32 protein-coding genes, 1 pseudogene and 1 riboswitch are annotated in these 24,549 nt (G+C 47.0%); of the genes and pseudogenes, 31 read left to right on the top strand and 2 right to left on the bottom strand.

Features of this window, described 5'->3' with window-relative positions; all coding sequences use genetic code 11:
- Position 1 precedes the first annotated feature (1 nt).
- From CLV36_RS12200 to CLV36_RS12150, 11 genes are all read left to right on the top strand, one after another.
- Positions 2-1,192: a D-alanyl-D-alanine carboxypeptidase family protein gene (locus CLV36_RS12200; protein ID WP_106342835.1), complete on the top strand. Its 1,191-nt coding sequence runs from the start codon at positions 2-4 to the stop codon at positions 1,190-1,192.
- Between the two features lie 126 nt (positions 1,193-1,318).
- Entirely contained in the window at positions 1,319-1,672 is a 354-nt protein-coding gene (gene spoIIAA / locus CLV36_RS12195; protein WP_106342834.1) for an anti-sigma F factor antagonist, read from the top strand.
- A complete protein-coding gene (gene spoIIAB, locus CLV36_RS12190) occupies positions 1,669-2,124 on the top strand; it encodes an anti-sigma F factor (protein WP_106342833.1) in 456 nt (151 codons plus the stop codon). The genes spoIIAA and spoIIAB overlap by 4 nt, the downstream gene beginning before the upstream one ends.
- A 9-nt stretch (positions 2,125-2,133) precedes the next feature.
- Entirely contained in the window at positions 2,134-2,901 is a 768-nt protein-coding gene (gene sigF, locus CLV36_RS12185) for an RNA polymerase sporulation sigma factor SigF (protein ID WP_106342832.1), read from the top strand.
- A 127-nt stretch (positions 2,902-3,028) separates the two neighbouring features.
- Positions 3,029-3,634, top strand: coding sequence for a stage V sporulation protein AA (locus tag CLV36_RS12180; RefSeq protein WP_106342831.1), 606 nt, complete (start codon positions 3,029-3,031; stop codon positions 3,632-3,634).
- Entirely contained in the window at positions 3,631-4,047 is a 417-nt protein-coding gene (locus tag CLV36_RS12175) for a stage V sporulation protein AB (protein WP_106342830.1), read from the top strand. The genes CLV36_RS12180 and CLV36_RS12175 overlap by 4 nt, the downstream gene beginning before the upstream one ends.
- Before the next feature lie 71 nt (positions 4,048-4,118).
- Complete coding sequence (locus CLV36_RS12170) at positions 4,119-4,310, top strand: hypothetical protein (RefSeq protein WP_106342829.1); 192 nt, start codon at positions 4,119-4,121, stop codon at positions 4,308-4,310.
- 5 nt (positions 4,311-4,315) lie between these two features.
- Positions 4,316-4,888 carry a stage V sporulation protein SpoVABEA gene (spoVAEA, locus tag CLV36_RS12165; RefSeq protein WP_022736229.1) on the top strand — a complete coding sequence of 191 codons (573 nt, stop codon included), beginning with the start codon at positions 4,316-4,318 and terminating at the stop codon, positions 4,886-4,888.
- A gap of 150 nt (positions 4,889-5,038) precedes the next feature.
- Positions 5,039-5,677 (top strand): TetR/AcrR family transcriptional regulator, encoded by a 639-nt coding sequence (locus CLV36_RS12160; protein ID WP_054095380.1) that lies wholly within the window; start codon positions 5,039-5,041, stop codon positions 5,675-5,677.
- Between the two features lie 149 nt (positions 5,678-5,826).
- Positions 5,827-6,534, top strand: a complete 708-nt coding sequence (locus CLV36_RS12155) for an AzlC family ABC transporter permease (protein ID WP_245888358.1) — start codon at positions 5,827-5,829, stop codon at positions 6,532-6,534.
- The gene (locus CLV36_RS12150) at positions 6,531-6,830 is read left to right on the top strand and encodes an AzlD domain-containing protein (RefSeq protein ID WP_083464793.1); all 300 of its coding nucleotides are present in this window, start codon (positions 6,531-6,533) and stop codon (positions 6,828-6,830) included. The genes CLV36_RS12155 and CLV36_RS12150 overlap by 4 nt, the downstream gene beginning before the upstream one ends.
- A 40-nt stretch (positions 6,831-6,870) precedes the next feature.
- Here the strand turns inward: CLV36_RS12150 and CLV36_RS12145 are convergent, their stop codons facing one another.
- Complete coding sequence (locus CLV36_RS12145) at positions 6,871-7,233, bottom strand: VOC family protein (RefSeq protein ID WP_106342828.1); 363 nt, start codon at positions 7,231-7,233, stop codon at positions 6,871-6,873.
- Between the two features lie 163 nt (positions 7,234-7,396).
- Here CLV36_RS12145 and CLV36_RS12140 point away from each other — a divergent pair, with 163 nt between their 5' ends.
- The 15 genes and pseudogenes from CLV36_RS12140 to CLV36_RS12070 all read left to right on the top strand — a co-directional run bounded on the left by CLV36_RS12140 (position 7,397) and on the right by CLV36_RS12070 (position 20,128).
- On the top strand, positions 7,397-8,248 hold the full coding sequence (locus CLV36_RS12140) for a macro domain-containing protein (protein WP_123827428.1): 852 nt from the start codon (positions 7,397-7,399) through the stop codon (positions 8,246-8,248).
- 216 nt (positions 8,249-8,464) lie between these two features.
- The gene (locus tag CLV36_RS12135; protein ID WP_245888357.1) at positions 8,465-9,385 is read left to right on the top strand and encodes a class I SAM-dependent methyltransferase; all 921 of its coding nucleotides are present in this window, start codon (positions 8,465-8,467) and stop codon (positions 9,383-9,385) included.
- Positions 9,386-9,574: 189 nt separating this feature from the next.
- Positions 9,575-10,537 carry a COX15/CtaA family protein gene (locus CLV36_RS12130; RefSeq protein WP_181353015.1) on the top strand — a complete coding sequence of 321 codons (963 nt, stop codon included), beginning with the start codon at positions 9,575-9,577 and terminating at the stop codon, positions 10,535-10,537.
- Positions 10,538-10,751: 214 nt separating this feature from the next.
- A riboswitch (FMN riboswitch) is annotated at positions 10,752-10,890 on the top strand.
- A 169-nt stretch (positions 10,891-11,059) separates the two neighbouring features.
- Positions 11,060-12,151, top strand: coding sequence for a bifunctional diaminohydroxyphosphoribosylaminopyrimidine deaminase/5-amino-6-(5-phosphoribosylamino)uracil reductase RibD (gene ribD, locus CLV36_RS12125; protein WP_106342826.1), 1,092 nt, complete (start codon positions 11,060-11,062; stop codon positions 12,149-12,151).
- An 18-nt stretch (positions 12,152-12,169) separates the two neighbouring features.
- Complete coding sequence (gene ribE / locus CLV36_RS12120) at positions 12,170-12,823, top strand: riboflavin synthase (RefSeq protein WP_106342825.1); 654 nt, start codon at positions 12,170-12,172, stop codon at positions 12,821-12,823.
- A gap of 17 nt (positions 12,824-12,840) precedes the next feature.
- A complete protein-coding gene (locus CLV36_RS12115) occupies positions 12,841-14,034 on the top strand; it encodes a bifunctional 3,4-dihydroxy-2-butanone-4-phosphate synthase/GTP cyclohydrolase II (RefSeq protein ID WP_106342824.1) in 1,194 nt (397 codons plus the stop codon).
- Positions 14,035-14,055: 21 nt separating this feature from the next.
- Positions 14,056-14,526, top strand: coding sequence for a 6,7-dimethyl-8-ribityllumazine synthase (gene ribH / locus CLV36_RS12110; RefSeq protein ID WP_106342823.1), 471 nt, complete (start codon positions 14,056-14,058; stop codon positions 14,524-14,526).
- Between the two features lie 17 nt (positions 14,527-14,543).
- Entirely contained in the window at positions 14,544-15,308 is a 765-nt protein-coding gene (locus tag CLV36_RS12105) for a segregation and condensation protein A (protein WP_106342822.1), read from the top strand.
- An 8-nt stretch (positions 15,309-15,316) separates the two neighbouring features.
- Positions 15,317-15,949 (top strand): SMC-Scp complex subunit ScpB, encoded by a 633-nt coding sequence (scpB, locus tag CLV36_RS12100; protein WP_106342898.1) that lies wholly within the window; start codon positions 15,317-15,319, stop codon positions 15,947-15,949.
- A gap of 422 nt (positions 15,950-16,371) precedes the next feature.
- Positions 16,372-16,857, top strand: coding sequence for a PTS sugar transporter subunit IIA (locus CLV36_RS12095; protein WP_106342821.1), 486 nt, complete (start codon positions 16,372-16,374; stop codon positions 16,855-16,857).
- Between the two features lie 99 nt (positions 16,858-16,956).
- Positions 16,957-17,613, top strand: a complete 657-nt coding sequence (locus tag CLV36_RS12090) for a DUF2953 domain-containing protein (RefSeq protein WP_106342820.1) — start codon at positions 16,957-16,959, stop codon at positions 17,611-17,613.
- Positions 17,614-17,721, top strand: a pseudogene (locus CLV36_RS12085) (sporulation protein YtfJ); the annotation flags it as partial.
- Positions 17,722-17,810: 89 nt separating this feature from the next.
- A complete protein-coding gene (locus CLV36_RS12080) occupies positions 17,811-18,509 on the top strand; it encodes a hypothetical protein (RefSeq protein ID WP_106342819.1) in 699 nt (232 codons plus the stop codon).
- A 190-nt stretch (positions 18,510-18,699) separates the two neighbouring features.
- Positions 18,700-19,608 carry a hypothetical protein gene (locus CLV36_RS12075; protein WP_106342818.1) on the top strand — a complete coding sequence of 303 codons (909 nt, stop codon included), beginning with the start codon at positions 18,700-18,702 and terminating at the stop codon, positions 19,606-19,608.
- A gap of 121 nt (positions 19,609-19,729) precedes the next feature.
- The gene (locus tag CLV36_RS12070) at positions 19,730-20,128 is read left to right on the top strand and encodes a hypothetical protein (protein WP_022736249.1); all 399 of its coding nucleotides are present in this window, start codon (positions 19,730-19,732) and stop codon (positions 20,126-20,128) included.
- A gap of 325 nt (positions 20,129-20,453) precedes the next feature.
- On the opposite strand, the gene CLV36_RS12065 is transcribed toward CLV36_RS12070, so the two are convergent.
- A complete protein-coding gene (locus tag CLV36_RS12065; RefSeq protein ID WP_102992195.1) occupies positions 20,454-20,714 on the bottom strand; it encodes a hypothetical protein in 261 nt (86 codons plus the stop codon).
- A 39-nt stretch (positions 20,715-20,753) separates the two neighbouring features.
- On the opposite strand from CLV36_RS12065, the gene CLV36_RS12060 reads away from it, so the two are divergent.
- The 5 genes from CLV36_RS12060 to CLV36_RS12040 all read left to right on the top strand — a co-directional run.
- Entirely contained in the window at positions 20,754-21,206 is a 453-nt protein-coding gene (locus CLV36_RS12060) for a hypothetical protein (RefSeq protein WP_106342817.1), read from the top strand.
- Positions 21,207-21,441: 235 nt separating this feature from the next.
- On the top strand, positions 21,442-21,729 hold the full coding sequence (locus tag CLV36_RS12055; RefSeq protein WP_106342816.1) for a helix-turn-helix domain-containing protein: 288 nt from the start codon (positions 21,442-21,444) through the stop codon (positions 21,727-21,729).
- Positions 21,730-21,872: 143 nt separating this feature from the next.
- Entirely contained in the window at positions 21,873-23,141 is a 1,269-nt protein-coding gene (locus CLV36_RS12050; RefSeq protein ID WP_106342815.1) for a ParM/StbA family protein, read from the top strand.
- Positions 23,142-23,215: 74 nt separating this feature from the next.
- Positions 23,216-23,686: a hypothetical protein gene (locus CLV36_RS12045; protein ID WP_022736254.1), complete on the top strand. Its 471-nt coding sequence runs from the start codon at positions 23,216-23,218 to the stop codon at positions 23,684-23,686.
- 365 nt (positions 23,687-24,051) lie between these two features.
- Positions 24,052-24,549: hypothetical protein (locus tag CLV36_RS12040; protein ID WP_146130636.1), on the top strand; the 498-nt coding region annotated here is incomplete at its 3' end.

Genomic DNA, 24,549 nt, shown 5'->3' with positions numbered 1-24,549 from the left:
GATGCTGAAAAAGTTCAGCCGAATCGTGTTGGCCGGCCTTTTCTTAGGTGCGGGCTTATTTACGCGCACCGGACAGACTCACGCTGCGGAAGAACAAGATCTGGCTCCGCAAGCAGTGTCTGCCGTTTTGATGGATGCGGGAACGGGAAAAGTGCTGTTTGCGAAAAATCCCCACCAACCTCTTCCTCCTGCCAGTATCACCAAACTGATGACTATGCTTTTGGTGGTGGAGGCGATTGATCAGGGGAAAATCTCATTGAAAGACCCCGTTCGGGTTAGCGAACACGCCGCGTCGATGGGGGGAACGCAAATCTTTCTTGAACCGGGCGAACAGATGAGTGTGCATGACATGCTAAAAGGAGTTGCAATCGCTTCTGCCAATGATGCGTCCGTCGCTTTGGCAGAGTTTCTGGGTGGTACCGAAACCAATTTTGTGCGCATGATGAACCAGCGCGCCCTCCAATTGGGGATGAAAAACACCCAATTCCAAAATGCCAACGGACTGCCAGCGAACAATCATTACTCTTCCGCTTACGATATCGCCCTGCTCTCACGTGAGATCTTAAAATATCCGCTCATCACCAAGTTCACTGGAATCTATCAAGATTATTTGCGCCAAGGTTCCAAAAAGCCTTTTTGGTTGGTGAACACCAACAAGCTTGTGCGTTATTACCAAGGAGTTGACGGTTTGAAGACCGGCTACACGTCAGAAGCGAAGTTTTGTTTGGCGGCGACAGCCAAGCGGAACGGCATGCGCCTCGTCTCGGTGGTCATGGGTGAACCCGACGCCAAAACCCGCAATGCCGAAGTAGCGGGCATGTTCGATTACGCCTTCAACCAGTACGTGTCCCACCCTCTTTACAAACAAGGGGATGTCATAGCAGTGAAAAAAATTGATAAAGGGGACCCGCGGACATTGGTGATCAAAGCCAAACGCCCGATCTCCATTTTGATGAAAAAAGGGGAAGATCCAAACAGTTATCAGAAAAAGTGGATGTGGCGTTCGCTGCAAGCCCCAATCAAACAGGGGCAAGTTTTGGGCAAGATGCAACTGGTGAAAGATGGTCGCCCGGTACAGGAGCTGGAGCTGGTAAGCTCGGTGGAGATTCGGCGGGCTAGCTGGTGGACTTCGGTCAAGCAAGTGCTTGGAGAAGTGTTGCATTTGCCTGAGCAACTGCAAGAAACAGAGTGAAAGAAATCGGGGATTTTTGACTTGTTTGTCGGGAATTCCCGATTTTTTTGTTATTTCGGGCGGGGGAAGGAACAAAAAGGAAATTCGTAGAACAATAGGGTTAAAAAAGGGAGGAGAGCATAACTGATGAGTTTACATATTCAAGTAAAACATGATCGTGATATCTTGATTGTCCGGTTGCGGGGAGAATTGGATCATCATGCGTCAGAGCAGGTGCGGCGCTCGATAGAGGATGAATTGGCTCAGGGGGGATTCTCCCATCTGGTGTTGAATTTGGCTGATCTCGAATTTATGGACAGTTCCGGTTTGGGTGTGATTCTAGGCAGGTATAAAAAGGTGACACAGTTGGGGGGCAAAATGATGCTTTGCGCCATCCGCCCTTCGGTGCACCGTTTGATGGAGATGTCGGGTTTGTTCAAGATTTTGCCTACGCATGAAGATGAGCGCAGCGCGATTAAGGCTTGTGGGGTGGCGTCATGAAAGAAGTGGGAAAAAACTTTATGGAGCTCCGTTTTGCCAGCAAGTCGGAGAATGAGGCATTTGCTCGCATTGCGGTGGCTTCGTTCGTGTCGCAGCTCGATCCGACGGTGGAAGAGTTGACAGACATTAAAACGGTGGTGTCTGAGGCCGTCACCAATGCGGTGATCCATGGCTATGAGGAAAAGGGAGATGGCACGATTTATGTCCGTTCCGAGATAGAGGGAAAGCGGATCAGCATCACGATTTCCGATCAGGGGGTGGGGATTGCCGATGTCAACATGGCCCGTCAACCCCTGTACACGTCGAAGCCGGATCTGGAGCGTTCAGGCATGGGCTTCACCATCATGGAGAATTTCATGGACGAAGTGTTGATCCATTCGAAACCGGGCCATGGCACGACGGTGCACATGGTGAAACATCTAAAAAGTCGTCATCAGACGATGGCCAATTGAGGGATGCCGATGGAAGCGGATGTGCGTAACAGCAGGCACCCCCACCTCTCCGATGATGAAGTAAAACAGCTGATCCAGGCGAGCCAGGAAGGGGATATGGAGTCCCGCAATAAACTGATTCGCCACAACATTCGGCTGGTGTGGTCGGTTGTCCAACGTTTTTTGAACCGTGGTTATGAGGCGGAAGATTTGTTTCAAATCGGTTGCATCGGCCTGTTGAAAGCAATCGACAAGTTCGATCTCAATTATGAAGTGAAGTTCTCCACTTATGCCGTACCGATGATCATCGGGGAAATTCAGCGCTTTTTGCGCGATGATGGCATGGTGAAAGTAAGCCGTTCGCTAAAAGAGATGGCCAACAAGATCCGCAAAACGAAAGACGAACTTTCCAAACGCTTCAATCGTGTGCCTACCATTCAAGAAATCGCCAAGGCGATGGGTGTCGAGCCGGAAGAAATCGTCTTTGCACAAGAGGCGAATCGCGCACCGGCCTCTATTCATGAAACGGTGTATGAAAATGACGGGGATCCGATCACCTTGATGGATCAAATCGCGGATGAGCCGGTGACGACCTGGTTTGACAAGCTGACATTGAAAGATGCGATTCATCGTTTGTCAGAGAGGGAGAAGTTGATCGTTTACCTTCGTTACTATAAGGATCAAACCCAGTCCGAGGTTGCCGAGCGGCTGGGCATTTCCCAAGTGCAAGTTTCCCGATTGGAAAAGAAGATTATTGCTCGCATGCGTGAAGAGCTCGATTTGAAACATGAAAAATAAACGTGGAACGTGGGCTAGGAACCCCCTTTGCCACTGCCAGCACCTGTCATGTTCAGGTGCTTTTTTATATTCGGCCGCCAATTGAAGCATACTAGGGATAATCACCACAGCGGAAAGGAACTTGCCCATGAAGCCCATGCTTTATCTTCGTCTGAAGAAAAAGGTGATGGCCACTCCAGGGCAACCGCTCACCATCAAGGATCTGTGCCGGCTGACAGGGGAAGGGATTCCGCCAGAAGTGGGGAACACGCCTGTGTGCGTCCCCCAGTTAGGCCACGGCAATTACCTTGTCATCGATGTGATTGACATCATTCAGTTGGTGCAAAAAAAGTTTCCTATGATAGAAGTGCAACAAGTGGGGCCTCATCAGATGCTGGTCGAGGTGAAATTGTCTGACAAACGGCCGCGTTTTTTATATGTGATGCTTGTCTCCCTCGTATTGTTTGCAGGTTCAGGCTTGGCCATCATGAACTTCCATACGGATGTGAGTATGGCAGCTGTACATGAACGGATTGTATTTTTGTTGACGGGGCAGCATGTGAAAAAGCCTCTGCTTCTGCAAATTCCCTATTCGATTGGCATTGGTGTGGGAATGATGCTTTTTTTCAATCGCTTATTTCAGAGGAAGTTCAACGAAGAGCCGAGCCCGCTGGAATTGGAGACGTTTCAGTATCAGGAAACGATTGACCAGTACATGATCAATGATGAGAAGCAAGAAGTGGATTTTTCATGACCGGCTTGGCAGACGCGTTGTTCATTTTTCTCGGCTTTGCCGGTGGAATTGCCGTGGGCGGCGGCTTTGCGGCCTTTATCACTGTGTTGGATATCGTCCCTCGTTTGGCTCAATTAACTCGAACATATGCCTATGTTTCTGTCTATGAATGGTCGGTCATTAGCGGCGTTCTTTTCTTTACGGGGATTGATCTTTTGAACATCGGTTTTCGTTTGCCCGATTGGTGTATCAGTGTGCTTGGGGCGTTGATGGGCGCGTTTGTGGGTCTGTTGGCGGCGGCGTTGACGGAAGTCGTCAATGTGATCCCAATTCTAGCCAAACGGTTACGGGTGCAAGATCAGTTGACCTTTCTGCTAATCGCCATGGTTTTAGGAAAAATGGCCGGATCACTTTTGCAGTGGCTAGTTTTTTGATGAAGTGAAAGAGCTGGAGAAGGATATCTATCGCTTCAATAGGAGTTGTGTAAGAGGAGGGGGCGAGGTAAATGGGTTCGTATCGGGTCGCTTTTTTAGCGGGGGGATTGATCTGTGTCAACGGACGTTTGCCTATGGATCTGTCTTGCGCCTATGGGCTGAGTCTGATAGATGGAGCGGGAGTGGCTCCGCTCGCTGGGTTCTTTGGCAATGCGCCGATTCGTGAAGCGTTGCAAGAGGCCGCAACCGGGCTCGTAGGTTGACGCGCATGTCCAAGAGACAGGTGATTCTGGTTACCGACGGGGATCATGTCGCCAGGCGAGCGCTGGAAGTTGCGGCGCAACGGTTGGGCGGACGTTGCATTTCTCGCTCGGCGGGAAACCCCACCCCCCTCACCGGTTCTGAATTGGTTAGCTTGATTAAACAAGCGCCACATGATCCCGTGCTAGTCATGTTCGACGACTGCGGCAACGGCTCAGAGGGCCAAGGAGAGCAGGCCCTGCGCGATGTCGCGACGCATCCTGACATTGAAGTGTTGGGGGCGATTGCCGTCGCTTCCAATTGCCATCACTCCAAGGGAACGCCTGTTCACTTTGCGTTGGATCGGTATGGTAATTTGGTCGGGCATGGAGTCGACAAGTACGGGAAGGCGAAGCGTGATCAACCGCTACGGATTTTTGGAGATACGGTAGAGATACTGAACAAAATTCCCGTTCCGCTTATCATCGGGATGGGTGATGTGGGTAAAATGAAGGAGTTTGATGATGTGGAACGGGGTGCGCCCATCACCTGCAAAGCGATCCGGCTCATTTTGGAGCAATACGGCAAACGAAGGTCTTGACAGGACGGAAATGTCTTGCCAAGGCCTTTCGTTGTTACGAAGGGAAACGCCTTTTTCGATGGATTGTTGCCCATGCGTTTTGCCCAAGGTAGAATAGAAAAATGAAATCAATCGGTTGACCATATGGTCTATAAATTTTGGAGGAACGCAGTGGAAGCATATCAGAAGATCCCAGACGACAAACGGGAAAAGATATTTGAAGTAACAGTGAGGGAATTTGCCGACAAAGGGTACGAGCGGGCATCGACTAATCAGATTGTGCAGGAAGCGAATATTTCCAAAGGGCTCTTGTTTCATTATTTTGGTAATAAGAAAGGGCTCTTTTTGTCTACTTTCCATTATTGCGTGACTCGGGTGACGGCCGCGAGTGTTCCGCCCAAAGAAGATTTGAGCGCCGATATTTTTGAGCGCTTGTTGCAAATCGGACGCATGAAATGGCGGCTGTTGCAAAACCATCCGTTGGAATACCGCTTTCTGCTCACCGCGTACGCGCCCGTGCCGGAAGAGGTGGCCATTGAGATCCGACAATGGCAGGAAAAGACTTGGAAGGTGTATCAGCAACTGTTATGGGAAGGGATTGACTTCTCTCGTTTTCGCCAAGACATGCCGCGCGAGCGGGTGAAAGAGTTGTTGGTGTTTTGTCTAGAAGCAGTAACCGACAAATGGCGCCAGCGGTTGTTGGCTGAGCCGGATTTGGGCATGTCCATGATTGAGAACATGTTGGCGGAGATCGAGGACCTCTTTGAAATCTGGAAACATGGGATTTATCAAGCACCCAATGAGGCGTGACGCTGGGGAGGGAATGACATAGGATTCTTGCGTTTTGTCCGCAAGGATTTTTTATTTATGAAAATGATTGACGTCATTTTTGGAACAGCCTATAGTTAATGAAAACCAAAAAAATTTCGCTTGTCGAATGATTTGAAGAAGGTGATCGAGTGAGAGCGTCGGAAGGGCGAGAAACAAGGCCACATGCAGCGCAGTTTTGGACAGGGATTCAAGTTGCTTTGCCGATTGCCGTCGGCTACATACCCATTGCTATCGCTTTTGGCGTGATGGCGCGACAGGTGGAACTCAGTCTGTGGGATACGGCATTGATGTCGATATTGGTGTATGCCGGCGCCAGCCAATTTATGGCCGTCAATATGTTGGCGACGGGGGCAGGGGGATTGGAAATCATTCTAGCCACGCTGGTCATCAATTTGCGCCATGTAGTGTTGGGACTTTCTCTGATAAATTTATTGAAGGGTGTTCGCCCAGCCTGGAAAGGGGCGTTGTCGCTTGGGGTGACGGATGAATCCTTTGCCGTGGCCACCCTGTCGGGAAGAAACCACCCCGTTTTTTTGGCCGGAATCATGTTATCTGCTTATTTGGCTTGGGTGGGAGGTACTCTGTTGGGCGGCATGTTGTACCAGTTTATCCCCCCCGACATCGGTAATAGCATGTCCATCGCCTTGTATGCGATGTTCATCAGCTTGTTAATCCCGGAGATGAGACGGGAGCGCAAGGTGGTCATGATCGCTGGCACTGCCATGCTAATAAATGCGTTGGGCACGGAGCTACTTGGGTTGGCGTCCGGTTGGTCGATCATTTTGGCGACGTTGGCAGCTAGCGCCTTGTTTGCGGGAAAGGGGGAGAAAGCGTGAGTGCATGGTGGATCATTCTCGGAATGTCTTTAGTGACGATGGTCCCGCGTTTGTTGCCAGCATGGGTCATGGACAGGATGGTGATCCCCGGCTTTGTGGACCGATTGCTAAAGAACATCCCTTATGCAGCATTGGGAGCATTGATCTTCCCAGGGGTGTTATTGATTGATAAAAACCCGGTTATCGGGTTGATCGGTGGCGGTGTGGCTGTGGTTTTGGCCTATTTCCGAATGCATACGATGCTGGTGATCATCGGGGCGATCGCGGCGGTGATAGTGGCGAAAATGGTTGTTTAAAACAAGGCAATGCGGTGCCGCATTGCCTTGTTTTAATGGATTATCCTTTTAACACATATTCATAGCCATCCAGGTCTTTGAAGACGGCGAATGTACCATACGGCATTTTGTTGGGCTCACCTTGGAATACCACCCCGTTTTCCTTCATGCGTTGATAGGTGGACTCGATGTCGTCGCAGAGAAAGACAAGGGAAGGTTTTAACTTGGCCCAATGAGTCATCAGTGCGCGGGGATAAAGCACCAACTTGGTTTCGGCACCGGCTGGCCCCACTTCGATCCAACGCCCGCTCGGCCCCATCGGATGGTCGGCGTGTACCGTGAAGCCAACCTGCTCGGTCCAGAAGCGCAATGCTTGATCCTGGTCTTCAACGTATATGGTGACAGTGGCGATTCGCTTAATCATGCCCAACTCTCCTCTCATGGCTGTAATGGTTCGTTGGTTCATAGCTTGTTCCGTTTCCCGGAAAATAACGCGGATGGTATTAAAACGAAATCCGGATGTGAAGATTGTGAGCGTTTGCCATTTGCGATATAGTGAGAATTGGATAGGAGAGATTTATTTTGGGGTGACTAAACTGAATTCTTCGGTAAAAAAGAAGCTCCGGCCAGTATCGATCAAATTGAGTGTCGTATGGCACGACATCATACACAATCCGGGCCGGTTTTTAGCGTCGGTGTTCGTTCCATTGGCAACGATGTGGACATTGATTGAAATCTCTTCGTATTTTTTGCCGATTTCGCAACTGTTGCAAGGCATCGGGCCGTTTCTGCTCCTGTTGCTAATCAGCCTGTGCATCGGTGTGGTTCAGATGATTCGCCCAGAGGAAATTAACATCAGAGTGGGAACGAGCCAAGTAGTCATCAAGTTTGGCGACTTATTGGCCCAAGAGGGGTTTAATGTGATTCCAAGCAATAACTATTTTTATTTTGCAGCCAGCCCCCTTGCCAACTCTTTGGATGTGCAATTGGCGCGGCAGATTTTCCAAGCCGATTTCGACAGATATAAAGAAGTGGGATGGTTGGTTGATGAGCTACTTGAAGCCAAAGGGCGCAGTTATCCCATCGGCACCACTTTGCCCGTCGTATTTGGCGAAGGAAAGTATCTGATTGTCGCCTCCAGCATGATGGATGACCCCAGCGGGCTTCCCTACATGGACATGCACATCTTGTGGGATGCGTTAAAAGGCTTATGGGCCAAGGCGCGAGAACTTTGCGAGGGGCACCCAGTCAATGTGCCGTTGCTTGGTACGGGGAGAGCGGGGATCGGCATTCGCGAAGTGGATTTGATTCGCATCATTATCATTTCACTTCAGCATGAGCAGCAACGCGTTTCTCCCACGGTGCGGATTGTGATTCATCCAGATAAATACGCTGATATTGACTTGGGTCAACTGAAAAAAGAGTATCGTTGGCTATGACGACTTTTGATAATCGCCGTCTGTCGTAAGATAGGTTGAGCAGACGGCGATTACCAAAGTCTGAGGCGAGTGGTGTCGAAAAATAGCACTTGACAAATATAATAAAATGTGATATAATAAAAAATTTATTGACTATTTATCCTCTTGCGTAATATGATGATAATGAAAGCTGATCTCTCATAATTTATCAGCAACCGTGCAAGAGGAGGATAAACAATGATGGAAAAAGAACCTCGCGTTAGTTTGACCGCACTCATTTCCGCCTATGGCCGCGCATACCACGCCATGTATGATTCCCCTAAGATATTTGATGATTTTCTAGCTCGTCAGTGGTTTACCGATGAAGCGTTTTCCGAATTGGGAGCCCATCTGGCTCAGTCCCTTCCGCACTTCGCCCCGGAGAAGGTCGCTGATTGCCAGGATCAAGCCAGTGCCTTACGATGGGTGATGCAAAGTCATAACGCCATCAGCCTCAGTCGCTCAAAACATGCCGAGGACAGCTTGGAGTTGGTCGTCCACCAGGGTGCACGGCAGTATGTCATCCTCGGGGCAGGCCTCGACACGTTTGCGTTTCGGCGGCCGGACATGTTGGAGCAGATCCACGTGTTTGAAGTTGATCATCCCGCCACACAAGCATTTAAGCGGCGTCGCCTGGCCGAATTGGACTGGGAGCAACCGCCGCAATTACATTTCGTTCCAGTAGATTTCACTGCTGAAAAACTGGCGGATGCGCTTTGTCGTACAGCGTTTGATCCCCAGTTACGAAGTTTTTTTAGTTGGCTAGGTGTGACTTATTATCTTGACAGAGAGACCGTGTTTGACACCTTGCGCTCATTTGCCGATATTGCCGCAACAGGTAGTTGGATCGTTTTTGATTATTTGGATCTAAACGCCTTTGACACTAAACGGGCTTCCGTTCGCGTGAAGCGAATGCAAGAGGCAGTGAGTCGAGTAGGAGAGCCGATGAAAACAGGGTTTGACCCGGCTACGCTTGCCAAGGAGCTGGCCCACATCGGCTTGCGCCTCGAAGAGAACTTGCCCCCAACTGACATTGAAGAACGTTATTTCCAGGGCCGGACAGATGGTTACCGCGCATTTGAACATATCCATTTTGCGCGAGCGGTGGTTGACTGCTGATTATTCAATTCGGTGATACTTCGTGTTGCCGAAATTGCGGGTTGCGAAAATATACCGCATTGAAGATAGTTCCTCTTCCACTTGACAAGACCATCCTATATTGTGAGCGGATTGTGCCGATTCGTTGACAAGATTTCCGCGGATGGAACAGAGTGTGTTATGATGTGGAGTGGATGGAGGAGGATGCGCATGAAACAGCTTCGAATCTTGCGGGCGCTGGCGGTGGTCACCTCGGTCGGCGCTTATATCATGCTATTAATGGGCGCTATCGTCAGTAAGACAGAATCGGGTAAAGGTTGCGGAAACTCTTGGCCTTTCTGCCATGGACAATTGATTCCCGAATCGATGCCGATCAGCACCCTGATTGAATTAAGCCACCGTGTTGTTTCGGGCATCGACGGGTTGCTGATTTTGATCTTGACCGTATGGTCTTGGATAATGTTTAAAGACAATATGCGCGTCAAAACGTTGGGCTTTATGAGTCTCTTTTTTGTGGTGTTGCAAGGCGGACTGGGGGCGTTGACCGTTGTGTTTGAAGGCGAGTTCGCTAAGAAATTTGCCCTTGCCCTGCACTTCGGCTTTTCGCTGATTTCATTTGCCAGTGTGATTTTGTTGACAGTGACGTTGTTCCAGTTGCCGCAACAATCAAGTGTGAAAGGCGAACGACCCATCAGCAAAGGGATGAAGATTGCCACATGGGGCTTGGCTGCTTGGACGTATGTGATCGTGTACACTGGGGCACTGGTGCGCCATGCTGATGCCACAATGGGATGCGGGTATTCGTTCCCCGGTTGCGGAACGACCTTGCTACCTGATTTCACTTCGTTGGCGGGAATTCACATGTTGCACCGGTATGGGGCATATTCCATGTGGCTGTTCAGTTTGCTTTTCTTGATAGTGATTTTGAAGGCGTTTCGCGATCGGCAGGATTATGTGCGGGGCGGTTGGATGGCGTTTGTCCTGATTACGTTGCAGGCGCTGACCGGGATCATCACGATTAAGACCGGTGGGCAGCTGGTGGCGGCGTTGGTACACACCACCATCATTTCCGTTTATTTCTCTGTAATTAGTTACCTCTGCATGCAAGGCGGTTGGCCTTGGAAACGGAGTTTGAAGGACGCGGGGTTGCCTGCAAATCCGATGGTGAATTAGGTTAGGGTTGGCGAACAAACCGGTATTCATGAACGGGGTTCATGAGCACCGGTTTTTTTGTATTTGTCCGCATGAAATTAGTGCAATTGGAAGATGCCAGAATCAAAGAAGTGGAAAAATTTATTTCCGCATCTCGCCAGTTGCCGTTCTTTTTGATACAATCACTTATGAACGATTTTTCTCGTTCAAAATGGAAAATTAAATCTGTTTTATTTGCATCCTTCGGGGCAGGGTGAAAATCCCGACCGGCGGTGATGGGGCAATTTGGCCCCTCAGCCCGTGACCCGCACGCGTGCGGTGGATTCGGTGAAATTCCGGAGCCGACAGTATAGTCTGGATGGGAGAAGGATGAACAGGTGTCGTGTACCCTTTGGGGAGTTTTTTAAAAAAAGCTCTTCTAAAGGTTTATTTTGCTATGCTAAATTTTGTATACGTACATGAACCTGCTTCTTTCTGACAATTGCCCCGATTCCTTGTGCAAACTGGGAAGCGGGGTTTTTTATTCAAAGGGGGGGTGAAAAGGTGAAAGCGCATGAAGATTGGATGAGATTGGCGTTGGATTTGGCAGGAGCCGCAACCGGCCAGACTTCCCCCAATCCCATGGTGGGCGCGGTCGTTGTGAAAAACGGCAAAATGGTTGGAATGGGCTCTCATCTGAAAGCAGGAACGGAACATGCAGAGGTGCACGCAATCAACATGGCTGGCCGTGAAGCAGAAGGGAGCACCATTTATGTCACATTGGAACCCTGCAATCATACTGGTCGAACACCGCCATGTACGGACAAGTTGATCGCTGCGGGAGTTCGGCGTGTGGTGATCGGAACGACCGATCCGGATGAAAATGTGCAGGGACGGGGGATCGCCCGGCTTCGCGAGGCCGGAATCGAGGTGATCGAAGGGGTGTTGGCGGCAGAATGCCAAGCGCTGAATGAAGCATATTTTTTCCACCGCCGAACGGGCAAGCCGTTTGTCACTTTGAAGACGGCGATGACCTTGGATGGCAAAATCGCCACCGTGACGGGAGATAGCCGCTGGATTACGGGCGAAGCTGCTCGTGAACATGTGCACGTGATGCGTCACCGGCATGATGCCATTTTGGTGGGAATCCGGACTGTGCTATGCGATGATCCCCGATTGACAGCTCGGCTGGTTCCAGGCGGAAATCATCCTGTGCGCGTGGTATTGGATAGTCACCTACAAACCCCGTTGGATGCAGCCATTACAAAGGTTGACGAAGCACCAACTTGGATTTTTACAACCGATGCACGGGATCGGGAGCGTGAACAGCTCCTTCTCGCCAAGGGGGTGCGCGTCATTTCGACAGGTGCGGCGCCGCAAGTTGATTTGGAAAAGATGCTTGATATTTTGGGGAAGGAAGGGATCTTGTCGCTGATGATCGAAGGTGGCGGCACGGTCAACGCCGCATTTTTACGGCAAGGATTGGTGCAAAAAGTGGTTGCGTTTATCGCGCCAAAATTGTTGGGCGGCCAGGATAGCCCCACTTCCTTTGAGGGGGAAAATCCTTCCCTTATGCAATCATCTCTTTCGCTTCGGGATGTGCGTGTCGCGCAATTTGACCAAGACATCTGCGTCACAGGTTATCTTCATGCATGATGTCGGAGGAGGATGGCTGTGTTTACAGGAATCATTGAAGAAGTGGGCCGAGTGATACATGTGAAGAAGCAACCGGCGGCGATGGAGTTGACCATTCAGGCCGACCGCGTGCTCCAAGGGACTGAGTTGGGGGACAGCATCGCCGTCAACGGCGTTTGTTTGACAGTGACCCGTATGAGCGCGGACACTTTCTGCGCTGATGTGATGCCGGAAACCGTCAAACGAACCAACCTGAGTCAGTTGCAGACTGGAACCCCGGTCAATCTGGAACGGGCGCTGGCAGTAGGAGACCGATTGGGAGGCCACTTCGTGCAAGGGCACGTTGACGGGGTGGGCGTGATTCAATCGATTACGCCCATGGCCAATGCAGTGGTCTTTCGCATTCAAGTGGACCCCGCTCTCACAGATTACATGATTCCCAAAGGCTCGATTGCGGTCAATGGGATCAGCCTGACGTTGGTCGATGTGGAAGCGAATGCGTTTACTGTTTCGATCATCCCGCACACATTGCACCACACCCAGTTGCAACAAGGGAAACCGGGCGATCAGGTTAACATCGAGTGCGACATGATCGGCAAGTATTTGGCTAAATGGGTAAAAGGCAAACCTGCTGCTGCCGCGCCGGATGGCTTGTCATTGGACAGACTAAAGGAAGCCGGGTTTCTCGGTTGACAAAGGGGGAAGCGAACATGTTTCACACGATTGAAGAAGCGCTGGTTGAATTGAAACAAGGCCGGGTCATTATCGTAGTTGATGACGAAGATAGGGAAAATGAAGGGGATTTTGTGGCGTTAGCCGATCGGATCAAGCCGGAGACGGTCAATTTCATGATCACGCATGGTCGCGGCTTGGTGTGCGTTCCATTGTTGGAAGAGCGGGCGCAAGCGTTGGATTTGCCGCCTATGGTTACGCACAACACCGACCGGCATGGCACCGCGTTTACGGTTTCGGTGGATGCACACAATACGACGACGGGCATCTCCGCCTTTGAACGGGCCGACACGATCCGCCAACTGATCGATCCTGACGCTAAACCGCAACATTTTCGTAGGCCGGGCCACATTTTCCCACTGGTCGCACGTCCAGGAGGCGTGTTGAGACGGGCGGGACATACGGAAGCGGCGGTGGACTTGGCTAAATTGTGCGGTGCCTATCCTGCGGGAGTGATTTGTGAAGTTATCAACGAAGATGGCACCATGGCTCGCGTGCCCGAGTTGTCGGAAATCGCCCAGCGGTTTGGGTTGAAGATGATCACCATCCAAGAGTTGATCAAATATCGCCGCCGCACAGAGACGCTGATCAAACGAGAAGTGTCGATCCACTTGCCGACGGAGTTTGGCGAGTTTACGGTGGTTGGGTACACCAACGAGGTGGATGGCAAGGAGCATGTTGCTTTTGTCAAGGGAGAGCTTGATCCGGAAGAGCCGACCTTGGTGCGGGTGCACTCTGAATGTTTGACCGGGGATGTGTTCGGTTCGCATCGATGCGATTGTGGGCCACAACTGCACGCCGCACTCCAACGAATCGCCGAAGAAGGCAAAGGCGTCTTGCTGTACATGCGCCAAGAAGGACGCGGCATTGGTCTCATCAACAAGCTCAAAGCGTATAAGTTGCAGGAAGAAGGGTTGGACACCGTGGAAGCCAATGTAAAGCTTGGATTCCAACCGGATCTGCGGGAATATGGCATTGGGGCGCAAATCTTGCGCGATTTGGGCGTTCGGCGTATGCGTCTGATGACCAATAATCCCCGCAAAATCACAGGTTTGAAAGGTTACGGCTTGGAAGTGTCCGAAGTGGTGCCAATCGTTTTTCCACCTCGGAAAGAAAACCGCAATTACATGATGACTAAAAAAGAGAAAATGGGACACTTGTTGCCCTTGTGAATGCTGAGGAGGAATGGTAAGATGCCACACGTATATGAAGGAAAGTTGGTTGCCCAAGGGTTAAGATTTGGCATTGTTGTCAGCCGCTTCAATGACTTTATCACTGCTAAACTGTTGGAAGGTGCCATCGACACATTGAAGCGCCACGGGGCGGAGGATGAACAGATCTCCGTGGCCTGGGTGCCGGGCGCATTTGAAATCCCGTTGATCGCTGACCAAATGGCTGCCACCCATCGGTATGACGCCATCATCACGCTGGGCTGTGTTATCCGGGGGGCGACCAGCCATTATGATTATGTGTGCAACGAAGTCTCCAAAGGTGTGTCACAAGTAAGCCAGCGTCACCAACTTCCGGTCGTGTTTGGGGTAGTGACGACGGAGACGATTGAACAAGCTATTGAGCGGGCCGGAACCAAAGCGGGGAACAAAGGAGCGGAAGCGGCCGTCAGCGCGATCGAAATGGCCAATCTGATGCGGCAAATCAACGGCTAACAGAAAGAGGAAAAGGCATGGCGCATGATGTAAAAATCAAGCTGGACCTATTTGAAGGGCCATTGGATTTGTTGCTACATCTCATTGAAAAAGCGGAAGTTGATATTTATCAAGTTCCCATCGCGCAGATTACAGAACAGTACATGCAGGTCTTGTATGAAGCGCAAGAGCTTGAATTGGAGGTAGCCAGTGAGTTTTTAGTGATGGCGGCCACGTTGCTGGCGATCAAAAGCCGGATGCTCTTGCCGCGGCAAGAAGAAGTGTTGGAAGAAGATTTCACTTACGATGAAGAGGAATGGATGGTAGACCCGCGGACTGAATTGGTGGAGCGTTTGTTGGAGTATAAGCGGTACAAGCGGTTGGGCGAAGTGTTGCGAGAACGGGAAGAAGAGCGTAGCAAAGTGTATTCCCGACCGGCGATGGACCTTTCCTCTTACACGCAGGAAGCCAACCCAGTCGAAGGCCTTACTCCGGATGATCTGTTGCAAGCGTTTGTCGATGCCCTCAAAAATCGCAAACCTCCCGAGCCGATGACCAAAGTAGCTCGGGAGGAGATTTCCGTCAGTGCCCGCATGGATGAAATATATAATGAACTGTTGGAACAGGGGCAACTTTTCTTTACGAAGATGTTAAAGTGGGACACGTTGACGAAAGAGCGAGTGATCACTACCTTTTTGGCTTTACTAGAATTGATGAAAATGAAAAAAATCATCTGCCGGCAGCATTCGCTGTTTGGGGAAATCTTGATTGAGCGGTTAGAAGTGGGGGGAAGCCAAACGTGAGCCAAGAGATGAAAGCCGTTATTGAAGGACTTCTCTTTGCTGCGGGGGAAGACGGTCTCAGCTTGAAAGAAATTGCGGATGTGACTGGAATGTCCAAAAAGGATGTGGAATTGCTCATCCACGACATGCGAGTGGATTGGAAAGAGCAACAGCGGGGCGTGCAAATCATGAAAGTGGCACAAGTATACCAAATGACTACATTGCCCGAACATGCTGCTTATTTTGAAAAATTGGCGCAAGCCCCCAATCGGTCACAATTGTCGCGGGCGGCGTTGGAAACGCTGGCTATCATCGCCTACCGCCAACCGATCATGCGCGCGGAGATTGAAGAGATTCGCGGGGTGAAAAGTGATCGGGTGGTTCAGGTGTTGCAAAGAAAAGGGTTGATTCGTGAAGTGGGCCGAGCGGAAGGAGCGGGCAGACCAATATTGTACGGGACTTCCCGTGAATTCCTCGATTATTTTGGACTTAACCATATTGATGAACTTCCTCCCGCTGATTCCATTTTTGATTGGCAAGAATGGGAGCAAGAGCGGCAAGACCTGTTTGAGCGGTTGGGCGTGGATACCGACGTCATTCAACCGGATGCTGAGATGGAAGCGGAAGAGCAACCTGTGTTAGAAACCGTAAATGAAAGTTAAATAGCAACGCTCAACGTTTGTTTAAAAAAGTGCCTTCGGGCACTTTTTTTGTTTTAAACGGGAAGGATGGCGGGAATACAGATTTGTTCTTTTTTTGTAAGATTGGCAAATGACATGGTTGATTTATAATAAAAAGCGAGTGATATTATAGATCTTCATTTATAAAGAAATGGATTGGCGGAATAAAAAATGATAAAAAAAGAAAGGAATGATCCGTAGGAAAGCAAGCAGGGAAAACGACCAATTGATAGAATATTTAAGTAAATTGATGTGCGGAGATCAATGGTGTAAATATATACTTTGGCAACATATTTAGTTGATATTTATTGCATTAACATAAAATAATTCTTTTGATAAATAAAAATATACAGTAATATATTTTTTAATTTCTTTTTAGAATGGAGCGGAAAGGAGCTTTTAATTTGTTACATCAATTGATCACCAGAGAAACCATCGTGCTCAAAGATTTTGTATCCCATTGGAAGGAGGCGGTGCGAATCGCGTCTCTTCCATTACTCCAGTTAAAATATATTGAAGAACACTATATTCAAGCAATGATTAAAATCATCGAGCAATGGGGCCCTTATGTCGTGTTGACACCACATGTGGCGATCACGCATGCCAGGCCTGGATCAGGGGTTAACCAGTTGTCAATGAGTTTGTTGCGCTTGAAAGAGAGTGTTTCTTTTGATAGAGGAAAAGAGGTGCATTTGATCATCGTATTGGCCGCTGTCGATAATCACTCCCATTTAAAAGCATTGGCAGAGTTGTCTAACTTGTTGTCACGGGAAGAAAACATCCAAAAAATCATTCAAGCAGATGAAGCGGATGAGATCTTAGCAATCATTCGGCAATATTCCAATGATGTGGAAAACAGCAGTTTTCCGCGTTTCCCGGGTTCCGCTTGATCTGGATTTGGTGACCAAGCCCGTGGAAATTGCGCGGCGCAGTGTATACATCCCCACTTTCCTGCAAAAAATACCGAATAATGGCAGGTGGTGGGGTTGTTGTTTTTTGGGCTGCTTGTTTTGGGCTTGTTGATTGCTTTATTGGTCATCATCTGGTTTACCGCACTCCGCGTTGAATTGGTGTATAAACGCGAACATGGAGATGACCGGGGCGAGATCATCCTTACCGCATGGCGGGGCTTGATTCGGTATCGTATTGCCATTCCGCAAATACAGTGGAAAGGCTTGAATCAAGGCGTGAAAGTAAATACCCGATCCGGCTTGGACAAGATGATCGGAAATGGGAGTGCGGAGCAACAAAATTCGGAAGTGAAGGTAAACACACGCCTTTTGAAGAGATTAAACAGGGCATACAAAGAGATTGTGCGGAATGTAACGGGTTTTCACCAAATTCTTCGTTGGTTTTCGAGCAAAATTACCTGTGAAAGACTGGTTTGGAAGTCGCGCATTGGTACGGGGGATGCGGCAGAAGCTGGCATTTTGACCGGGATGGTGTGGGCCGTCAAATCGACCCTCATCGGGTGGTTCTGTTCAAAGGTCAAGTGCCGGCATCAGCCGCAGATCGCAGTCGATCCCGAATTCCATGCGAAGGTGTGGGATATGCATGTCAATGGCATAATCCGGTTTAGGATCGGGCATGCTATCATTGCCATTAAACGATTACTAGTTCATATGCGGAAAGGAAGAGTACGCTAAATGTCTGAGCATCCAATTCAAAACTTAATGAAAACCGCTATGGAAAACATTCGCGACATGGTCGATGTCAATACAATTATTGGCGATCCAGTAGAAACGAATGAAGGATAGGTAGTTCACAAACGATACCAAGAAGCAAAGCTGTACTAGGCCCCTGAAATCCTGTATTTTAAAGACAGCACGAGGGGAGAAACAACATGCCAAAGAAAACAGGGAAATATGATCAGGCGTTTCGTGAACGAAAGTTAGAAGAGATCAAATCGCTATTGGCGAAAGAAGGCTATATAGTAAAGTCGTCAGAGTATGTCAACAATCGCACGAAGTTGGAGATGCAATGCTCCCACGGGCATGAGTGGCGAGCCACTTGGGACAACATCCGACAGGGAAAAAGATGCCGGCAGTGCTATGAAATGGGCATACAAAAAGCCGCTAAAACCAAAAAGCCAACTCGCAAAAACAAACCCCGCGAAGAGCACCGCGCGGAAATGTTTGCAAAGTTTAAAACGGCACTGGAAGCGGAAGGTTACACGATTCAAACTGACCACTACATCAACAACCAAACCAAAGTGCCTGTGATTTGTCCTAGAGGTCATGCGTGGTCAACATCATGGAATCAGTTTGATTCAGGAAAAAGGTGCAAACAGTGCTGGATCGAAGATTCAAGATTGACACAAGAACAAGTAGAGCTGGAATTGAATAAGGAAGGCTGCAAGCTCTTAAGCCAGTATGAGGGAATGCTCAAACCGTTTAAGTACCAATGTTCTTGTGGAAAAGTCTCTTATATTCGCTTGCCTGATTTCAGGAGAGGTGTTCGATGTCAAGCATGCGGTGGGAACAAACGCAGAGAGACACTACGTATGCAACGATTGAAGAAACTGATGGGATATACTGAGTGATGCTTTACTATTTACTAAGTTGATTTCATTAGAAGAAAAGGGGTAACCAATTGCAGGGTCACCTCTTTTCTATAGGGTATATACTTTATAAAGTTCCCCTCTATTTTCAAAAAAGTAATGGTAAATAAACATCTTTTATGATATTTTATAATAAGATTTTTAAAAAATAGTATTTTAGGAGGTAAATTGGTTGAAGAAAAACACTAAGAAATTATTGTTATTATCTATTATGCCTATTACAATTACTGGTGTTTTACTGTCAACACAATTAGGATCAGCAAATGAAAAGTTGGATATTAGGGTTGAATCAACTAATAATAGTGTTGATGTGAGTTTTAATTCGGTGGGGAATACAATTAAAGTGTTTAAAGACGAAAAAATTTATAAGCAGTTAAATGTACAAACCGGTTTGTTCAAAGCTTCGAAAAAAAATGATGTTCAACTATCTAATTTGGGAAGTGATACTCCTCAAAGATTAAAAATTAAAGCTTATGATGGGGATAAGATTGTCGATGAAGCAGTGATTGAAACCTCAACATTACGTTCAGAAGAAGATAAAAAACAATATAAAGATAATCCTCTAAAAGATTCCAATCTGATTACAATTATTAGGAAAAATGAAGTGAAATTAAGCTGGTTTGGAGTTCCTGATGATGATCAAACTTATGAAGTATATAGGGATAAAAAAATAATTGGTGAAGTTAAAGGCACTGAATATGTAGATAATAGTGTAACGGCTAATAAAAAGTACATTTATGAAATTATCGGGAAAACAAAGATTAGTGAGCAAGAGAAAAAAAGAAAAAAAGCTAAACTAAAACAAATGAAAGTACCTATAACTAAAAAAGATGAAGAGAACTTATATTATGTATCAAATACTCTGACTAAAGAGGTTACTACTAATGGAGACTATACAGTTAAATCTAATAAACAGAAAACCATTAGTACTAGTTCTGCTTCTAATACAATTTTAGGATACGGTCATTTGTTAAGATACCAAATTTTCATTCCAGCTGTAAAAGTACTTAATCCTTCGCTGTCGGCTTATAAATGGCCAAAATTCACAGGTGATACAAGAACTGGTTATGATTGGTTTTAATAATTTTTATATTTTAGGAGGTACAGGTTCAGTTTCAAATGATACAATTAATAAGCTTTATCCATATATACAATAAAAAAGCCTGGCATAGCCAGGCTTTATAAGAAAAGAGCGGGTTAAAGTGAAGTTATCATTAACAAATAATAAAATATACCGAAAGTTATTAAGTGCATTGTTCACTTGGATTTTGTTTTTATTAGGTTATTCTTATGTAATTATTGAATCTACGACGAGTGAATTTATGTTTTTTTTAGCCATTGCAAGTTTTTTTTCTTTTATTGGTATTTTTGGTTATGGATTAATGGTATCAATATTTTTTGATTTTATAACTAAAAAAATAAAAGGTGTTACAAGGTATATTGTTAAGTTTATTCTCTATGTTATTTCTGGTTTGATTGGAAGTGCTATTATTTCAATTGGTCAAAATGATCTGGAACAATTTTATATTTTCACTACAATAATTGCGATTGTATATTTTTTAATTGATGAGTTGAATGCAATGTTTATAAATAAAAATTAGTGTACTTTTTTGTGGGAAGATTAATCAAAGTTGATAGCCTAGCAATTTGCTGGGCTTTTTTATATTAATGGTCCGTGAACCTCCTGGCATTTTTGCACCATTACGGTTCACAGATCGTTTTGTTTTTTTTGTTTTAATGAAAATACTTAAAATGGCTGAAGTTCACATACAGTTTTTAGCTGAATCCATAATGGATTGAAAATCAGTGGGTAACCTTTAGAGAAAATAAAAAAGGACGACTTCACTCGTCCCGCCTTAATCATGACTAATTGAAGCTCCTTCCCTTCAACCAGGAAGGGGTCTTTTCGTTTGCCGTTGAAGATGATTAGGTATACATCTTCTCATAAAATTTCATCTTGTTATGGCACACTTCGCAATCGGGAGCGTGGCCGTCGTTGTTCGTGTCTTTGTATTCTTCCCAGCAAAATCTGCACTTCCAGCGGTAGATGACTCGACCGCCGTCTTCATCTTGGTCGTCATTGCTTGATCCCCAGAAGAATGAAACGCTTTCACCCAAACCACCATTCAACGCAACCACCGAGAATGGATTAAGTACGAAACGGCGATGTAGCCATGGTTTAAACATGTAACTCCCTCCAATTAAAAAATGAATGGTTGTGATCATGTGACGGACATCGATGCCTTTATAGCAGGCTTGAAACCGGCATTAATTGTTTCCAGAACACATCCGGAAATCTTTTGGCTAAAGCGGTACCCTCACGTAGAACTCCCAAAAGCCATCGTTTTTTTTCGTTCGATCGCGATGTGCAGAGAGTTTTCTGCTAAGATCAATGGTGTTGATATTCCCTCACGTGAGTATCATTACCAGCTTGGTCTAGTCTCCGGCTTTCCTCCCATTGCGGTCGAATTTTTTTGTGATTTTTGCGAAGATAACAGCCTTGAAGTCCAAGGGGCCATGTTTGAATATGCAGGGCGGTATTTCTTTGGGCGATACAATGACGCAAAAGCGATTGCTGCATGGTTATGGTCCCAAGTGCCTATCTCTCCATCAGAAGTAAAAATTGACTATCATGGGCGCAAATTGAGCATGTATCCGCCCAACGATACAAGAGCATAAGGTTGTAGCCCTGATGTTGGACGCCTTACCAAACCCGGTAAGGCGCTATTTGTTTAGCTCCAAGGTGGATCGGCGATAAAGCGCATGTAATCACCTCCATTCATAATGATAACTTTATATTACCATGTTAATTAAAGATATACAACATCATTTTCAGAAAAGGGTCACAATCCTGGCATTGGCTCCCTTTTATGTGTTAATTTAAGAATGACATGTTATGAAGAGGAGCTAGACAATGGAATATCGATACACTAAAGAAGTTGCGGGAAAAATTTATCCTGAGCCATACAAAGATCACACTTTTCTTTTTCGTCTGGCTGATCTGTTAGAGAAAAAAGGGTACAGCCAACGCCAAATCGCACGCATCATTGATGTGAACCATCCCTTCATCAATAAGATGGCAAATGGGAAAATAGAAGAATTGCCGTTAGGACATGCCCTGAAACTGTGCATAGAACTGGAGTGCACGCTGAATGATTTGCTGCCAATTGTGAAATTGAATCAACAAGAAGAGAAGGCTTGAGGTGGGTTGCTTCCACTTCAAGCCTGTTCTTATTTCACACAAAAAATCAAAGTGTAATACAAAAAGTCATAAAAAATAATTGAAAAGTAATACTTTTAGTAATACAATATGGGTGTCAGAAAAAACAGAAAGGAGCATGTGCATTGGAAACTGCACAACATTTGACACAAAGCCATCCAGCCATTGAAAAGCAGTTTATCGGCCAAGATGGTCGTCCGGTCATCACCCTTCGTGGACGATCGGCCGCCATTGATATTGGAAATACCGAAGTCAACTGCATCTTTGGCAGTGAAAAGTCCCGCTTTGTCTTTCCCAATGTTATTGCCGAAATGTCATTCGATGATGTGCTGGAGCAAGAGAATGACATTCTAGAAGGTCTGCGCGTAAAAATTGATTCACCGGCTCTGAACCGGAAATGGGGAACTCTCGCCGTTGGCCAGTTAGCCGCGAGGCAACAGGATGAACGGAGAGAAATCTCCCCCGGCTCAATAAAGGCTAACGAAGATCAGTCATTCATCGTGTTTCTGACGGCATTGGCAGTTGATGCAGTGAAGCATTTTGCGGTGAAAGATGGCGTTTGCTTCGCCACATATTGCTTAAGTGGCGGATTACCGATCAGTGAGTTCAAAAACAAAGAGCTGCGCAAGCAATTTAAACAGAAGATCACCAATGGTGTGCATAAGGTGACGTTTTTGGAAACGGCTTCCCCCTATCGCCACGTTGAAGTGCATCTTGAAGTGTTTGATGTGAAGTTAAGCTCAGAGGGGCAGGCAGCGAATCTGGAACTGACGACCGATGCCTTTGGCGGCTACAAACCGCTACCGGGGACGGAAGGGAACTACATGATTTTGGACAACGGAGGCGGAACCCTGGATTGTGCGGTGATTTTGGCTGGTGGGAAGACGGACAACGAACGGTCCAAAGGGGAGCAGAAACTGGGCATTAACAAGACGCTGGATTCCATTCTGGACAGCATATATTCCAAGTACAATGTCACCTTTGAATCGAGAAAGCAGTTGGCTGATCATATCCTGGCTTCAAGGAAAGGTTCGCCGCTATCAACCCAAGTTAAAGATATTCTGGTGCAAGGGAAACCAAAGCCGATTCAAGATATCGTGGATGGCCATTTGCGCAGGTATGCGCAGACCATTTATGAGTACATGAAGCGGAAGTGGAATGAGGTATCCAACTGCCAGTCCGCTTACTTTATCGGGGGTGCGAGCAACCTGATTCTGCCGTATTTGTCGGAGTTGAATCAAGGGGAAGGGATGGCTGGCGAATACGTGATCTATTTTCTTGATCCCAATCAGTCGTTCTGGATCCTGGCGGAGGCGTATCACAAAATCGGTGTCTACCATCGTGAACACGGGAAAAAACGCAAGATTGTGCTTATTCCTCCTCAAGCGCCATAGTGAAAAGGAATGATATAACGGGTTATAATAGAGACCTCTGAAGGGGTCTTTTGTTGTAGGGAGGGAGAAGTCCATTGGTTGAGAAGAAATACGGTCCGGGTACGCAATTACCCAACACCCGATTAAATAAAAAAACGCCGCAATACGTGTTTGACTATTTGGAGAAGCATCAGCCCAAAAGTGCCGATTTGATGCGTTTGATTCAGCTGGGAATCGAAGTGGAGCTCAATCGGGAGCAATACGGGTTGTTTATTCCCTATGCCCCATTGTCTAAGGAGCAGATCCGCGAATTGGAAACCAACGAAATGTTGAAGACCAAGTTCATGCAATTTGCCAAATGGTTCTTTTTTACGGAGGGCAATGAGCCGCCGCCATTTGTTTCTGCTACGGTGAAATCGACAGAATCGATGGCAGCTAATCCCGCTGATTCGAAGAATACGCCTGGTGTCGCGAAAGAGAAACAGATGGACGAAGAGCAATGGCTTTTAACCAATGAATACATGCATCTTGCTATGCAACATCTGGATGATGACGATGATGACTGATGAAGTCAGTTAGACATAGCTACTCATTATTTATAAGGAAGAGGGGATTAGTATGAAAATGATCGTAATCTTCAGTAATAAAGGGGGGTAAATATGATGAATCAATGGAAGTTTTGCATTTTTAAAATAGGAGGATATAGTAGATAAGGTTTAATAATGAGGGTATATATCATTGTAATTGCCTGTGGATTGGCTTGTGTCATCTTGTTGAACCTATAATAGTTTTTCCAGAAGTGAAGGTTGTTTAAGATGAAGGAGGAATATTATTGACTATGGGAAAGTGGAAGATACCTACTATTCTATTAATACTATTAATCATACATATAAATATCCCCCATCTAGCATTAGCGCAGCCTCATACATGGTTGGACACAAAAACAGAGAAGATATTGCTTGCAGAAGGCATTGAAATACCAACGATTCCGAGTAATGACCCGATAGAGATACCGAAAGTGGAGATACCGAGTGACCCGATTGAAATACCGAAAGTGAAGATACCGGAAAATAAGATTGAGGTACCGAAGGCGGAGATTCCCAAAGCCCCGGTGCAAGAATCGACCGGCTTTATTGATCAGTTGCTAAAATGGCTGCAACAGCAATTATCCTTGATTTTGGCGCTGTTGTGTATGGGACTGGGTCTGTTTTTTCTAAGTACCAACCCCCTTGTGGGTATTTCGATCGTGATGGGAATGGCGGTTGGCGGATTTGGAGCTTGGATGGCTGATAAGGATGTTTCCGGTATTGCGCAAGAGGCGATAATTGGTGCATTAGCTGGTTTGGTCGGATTGGGGGCCGGAGCGCTCGCATTTCGATTGATCGGGGGGAGAATTGCAACACTGGCTCCTCCGTGGCTAGGAAAATGG

It is taken from the genome of Laceyella sediminis (assembly GCF_003003125.1).
In the GTDB taxonomy this organism is placed as follows: domain Bacteria; phylum Bacillota; class Bacilli; order Thermoactinomycetales; family Thermoactinomycetaceae; genus Laceyella; species Laceyella tengchongensis.
The sequence above is the reverse complement of the archived record's forward strand: the minus strand, read 5'-3'. Positions and strand labels throughout refer to the sequence as shown.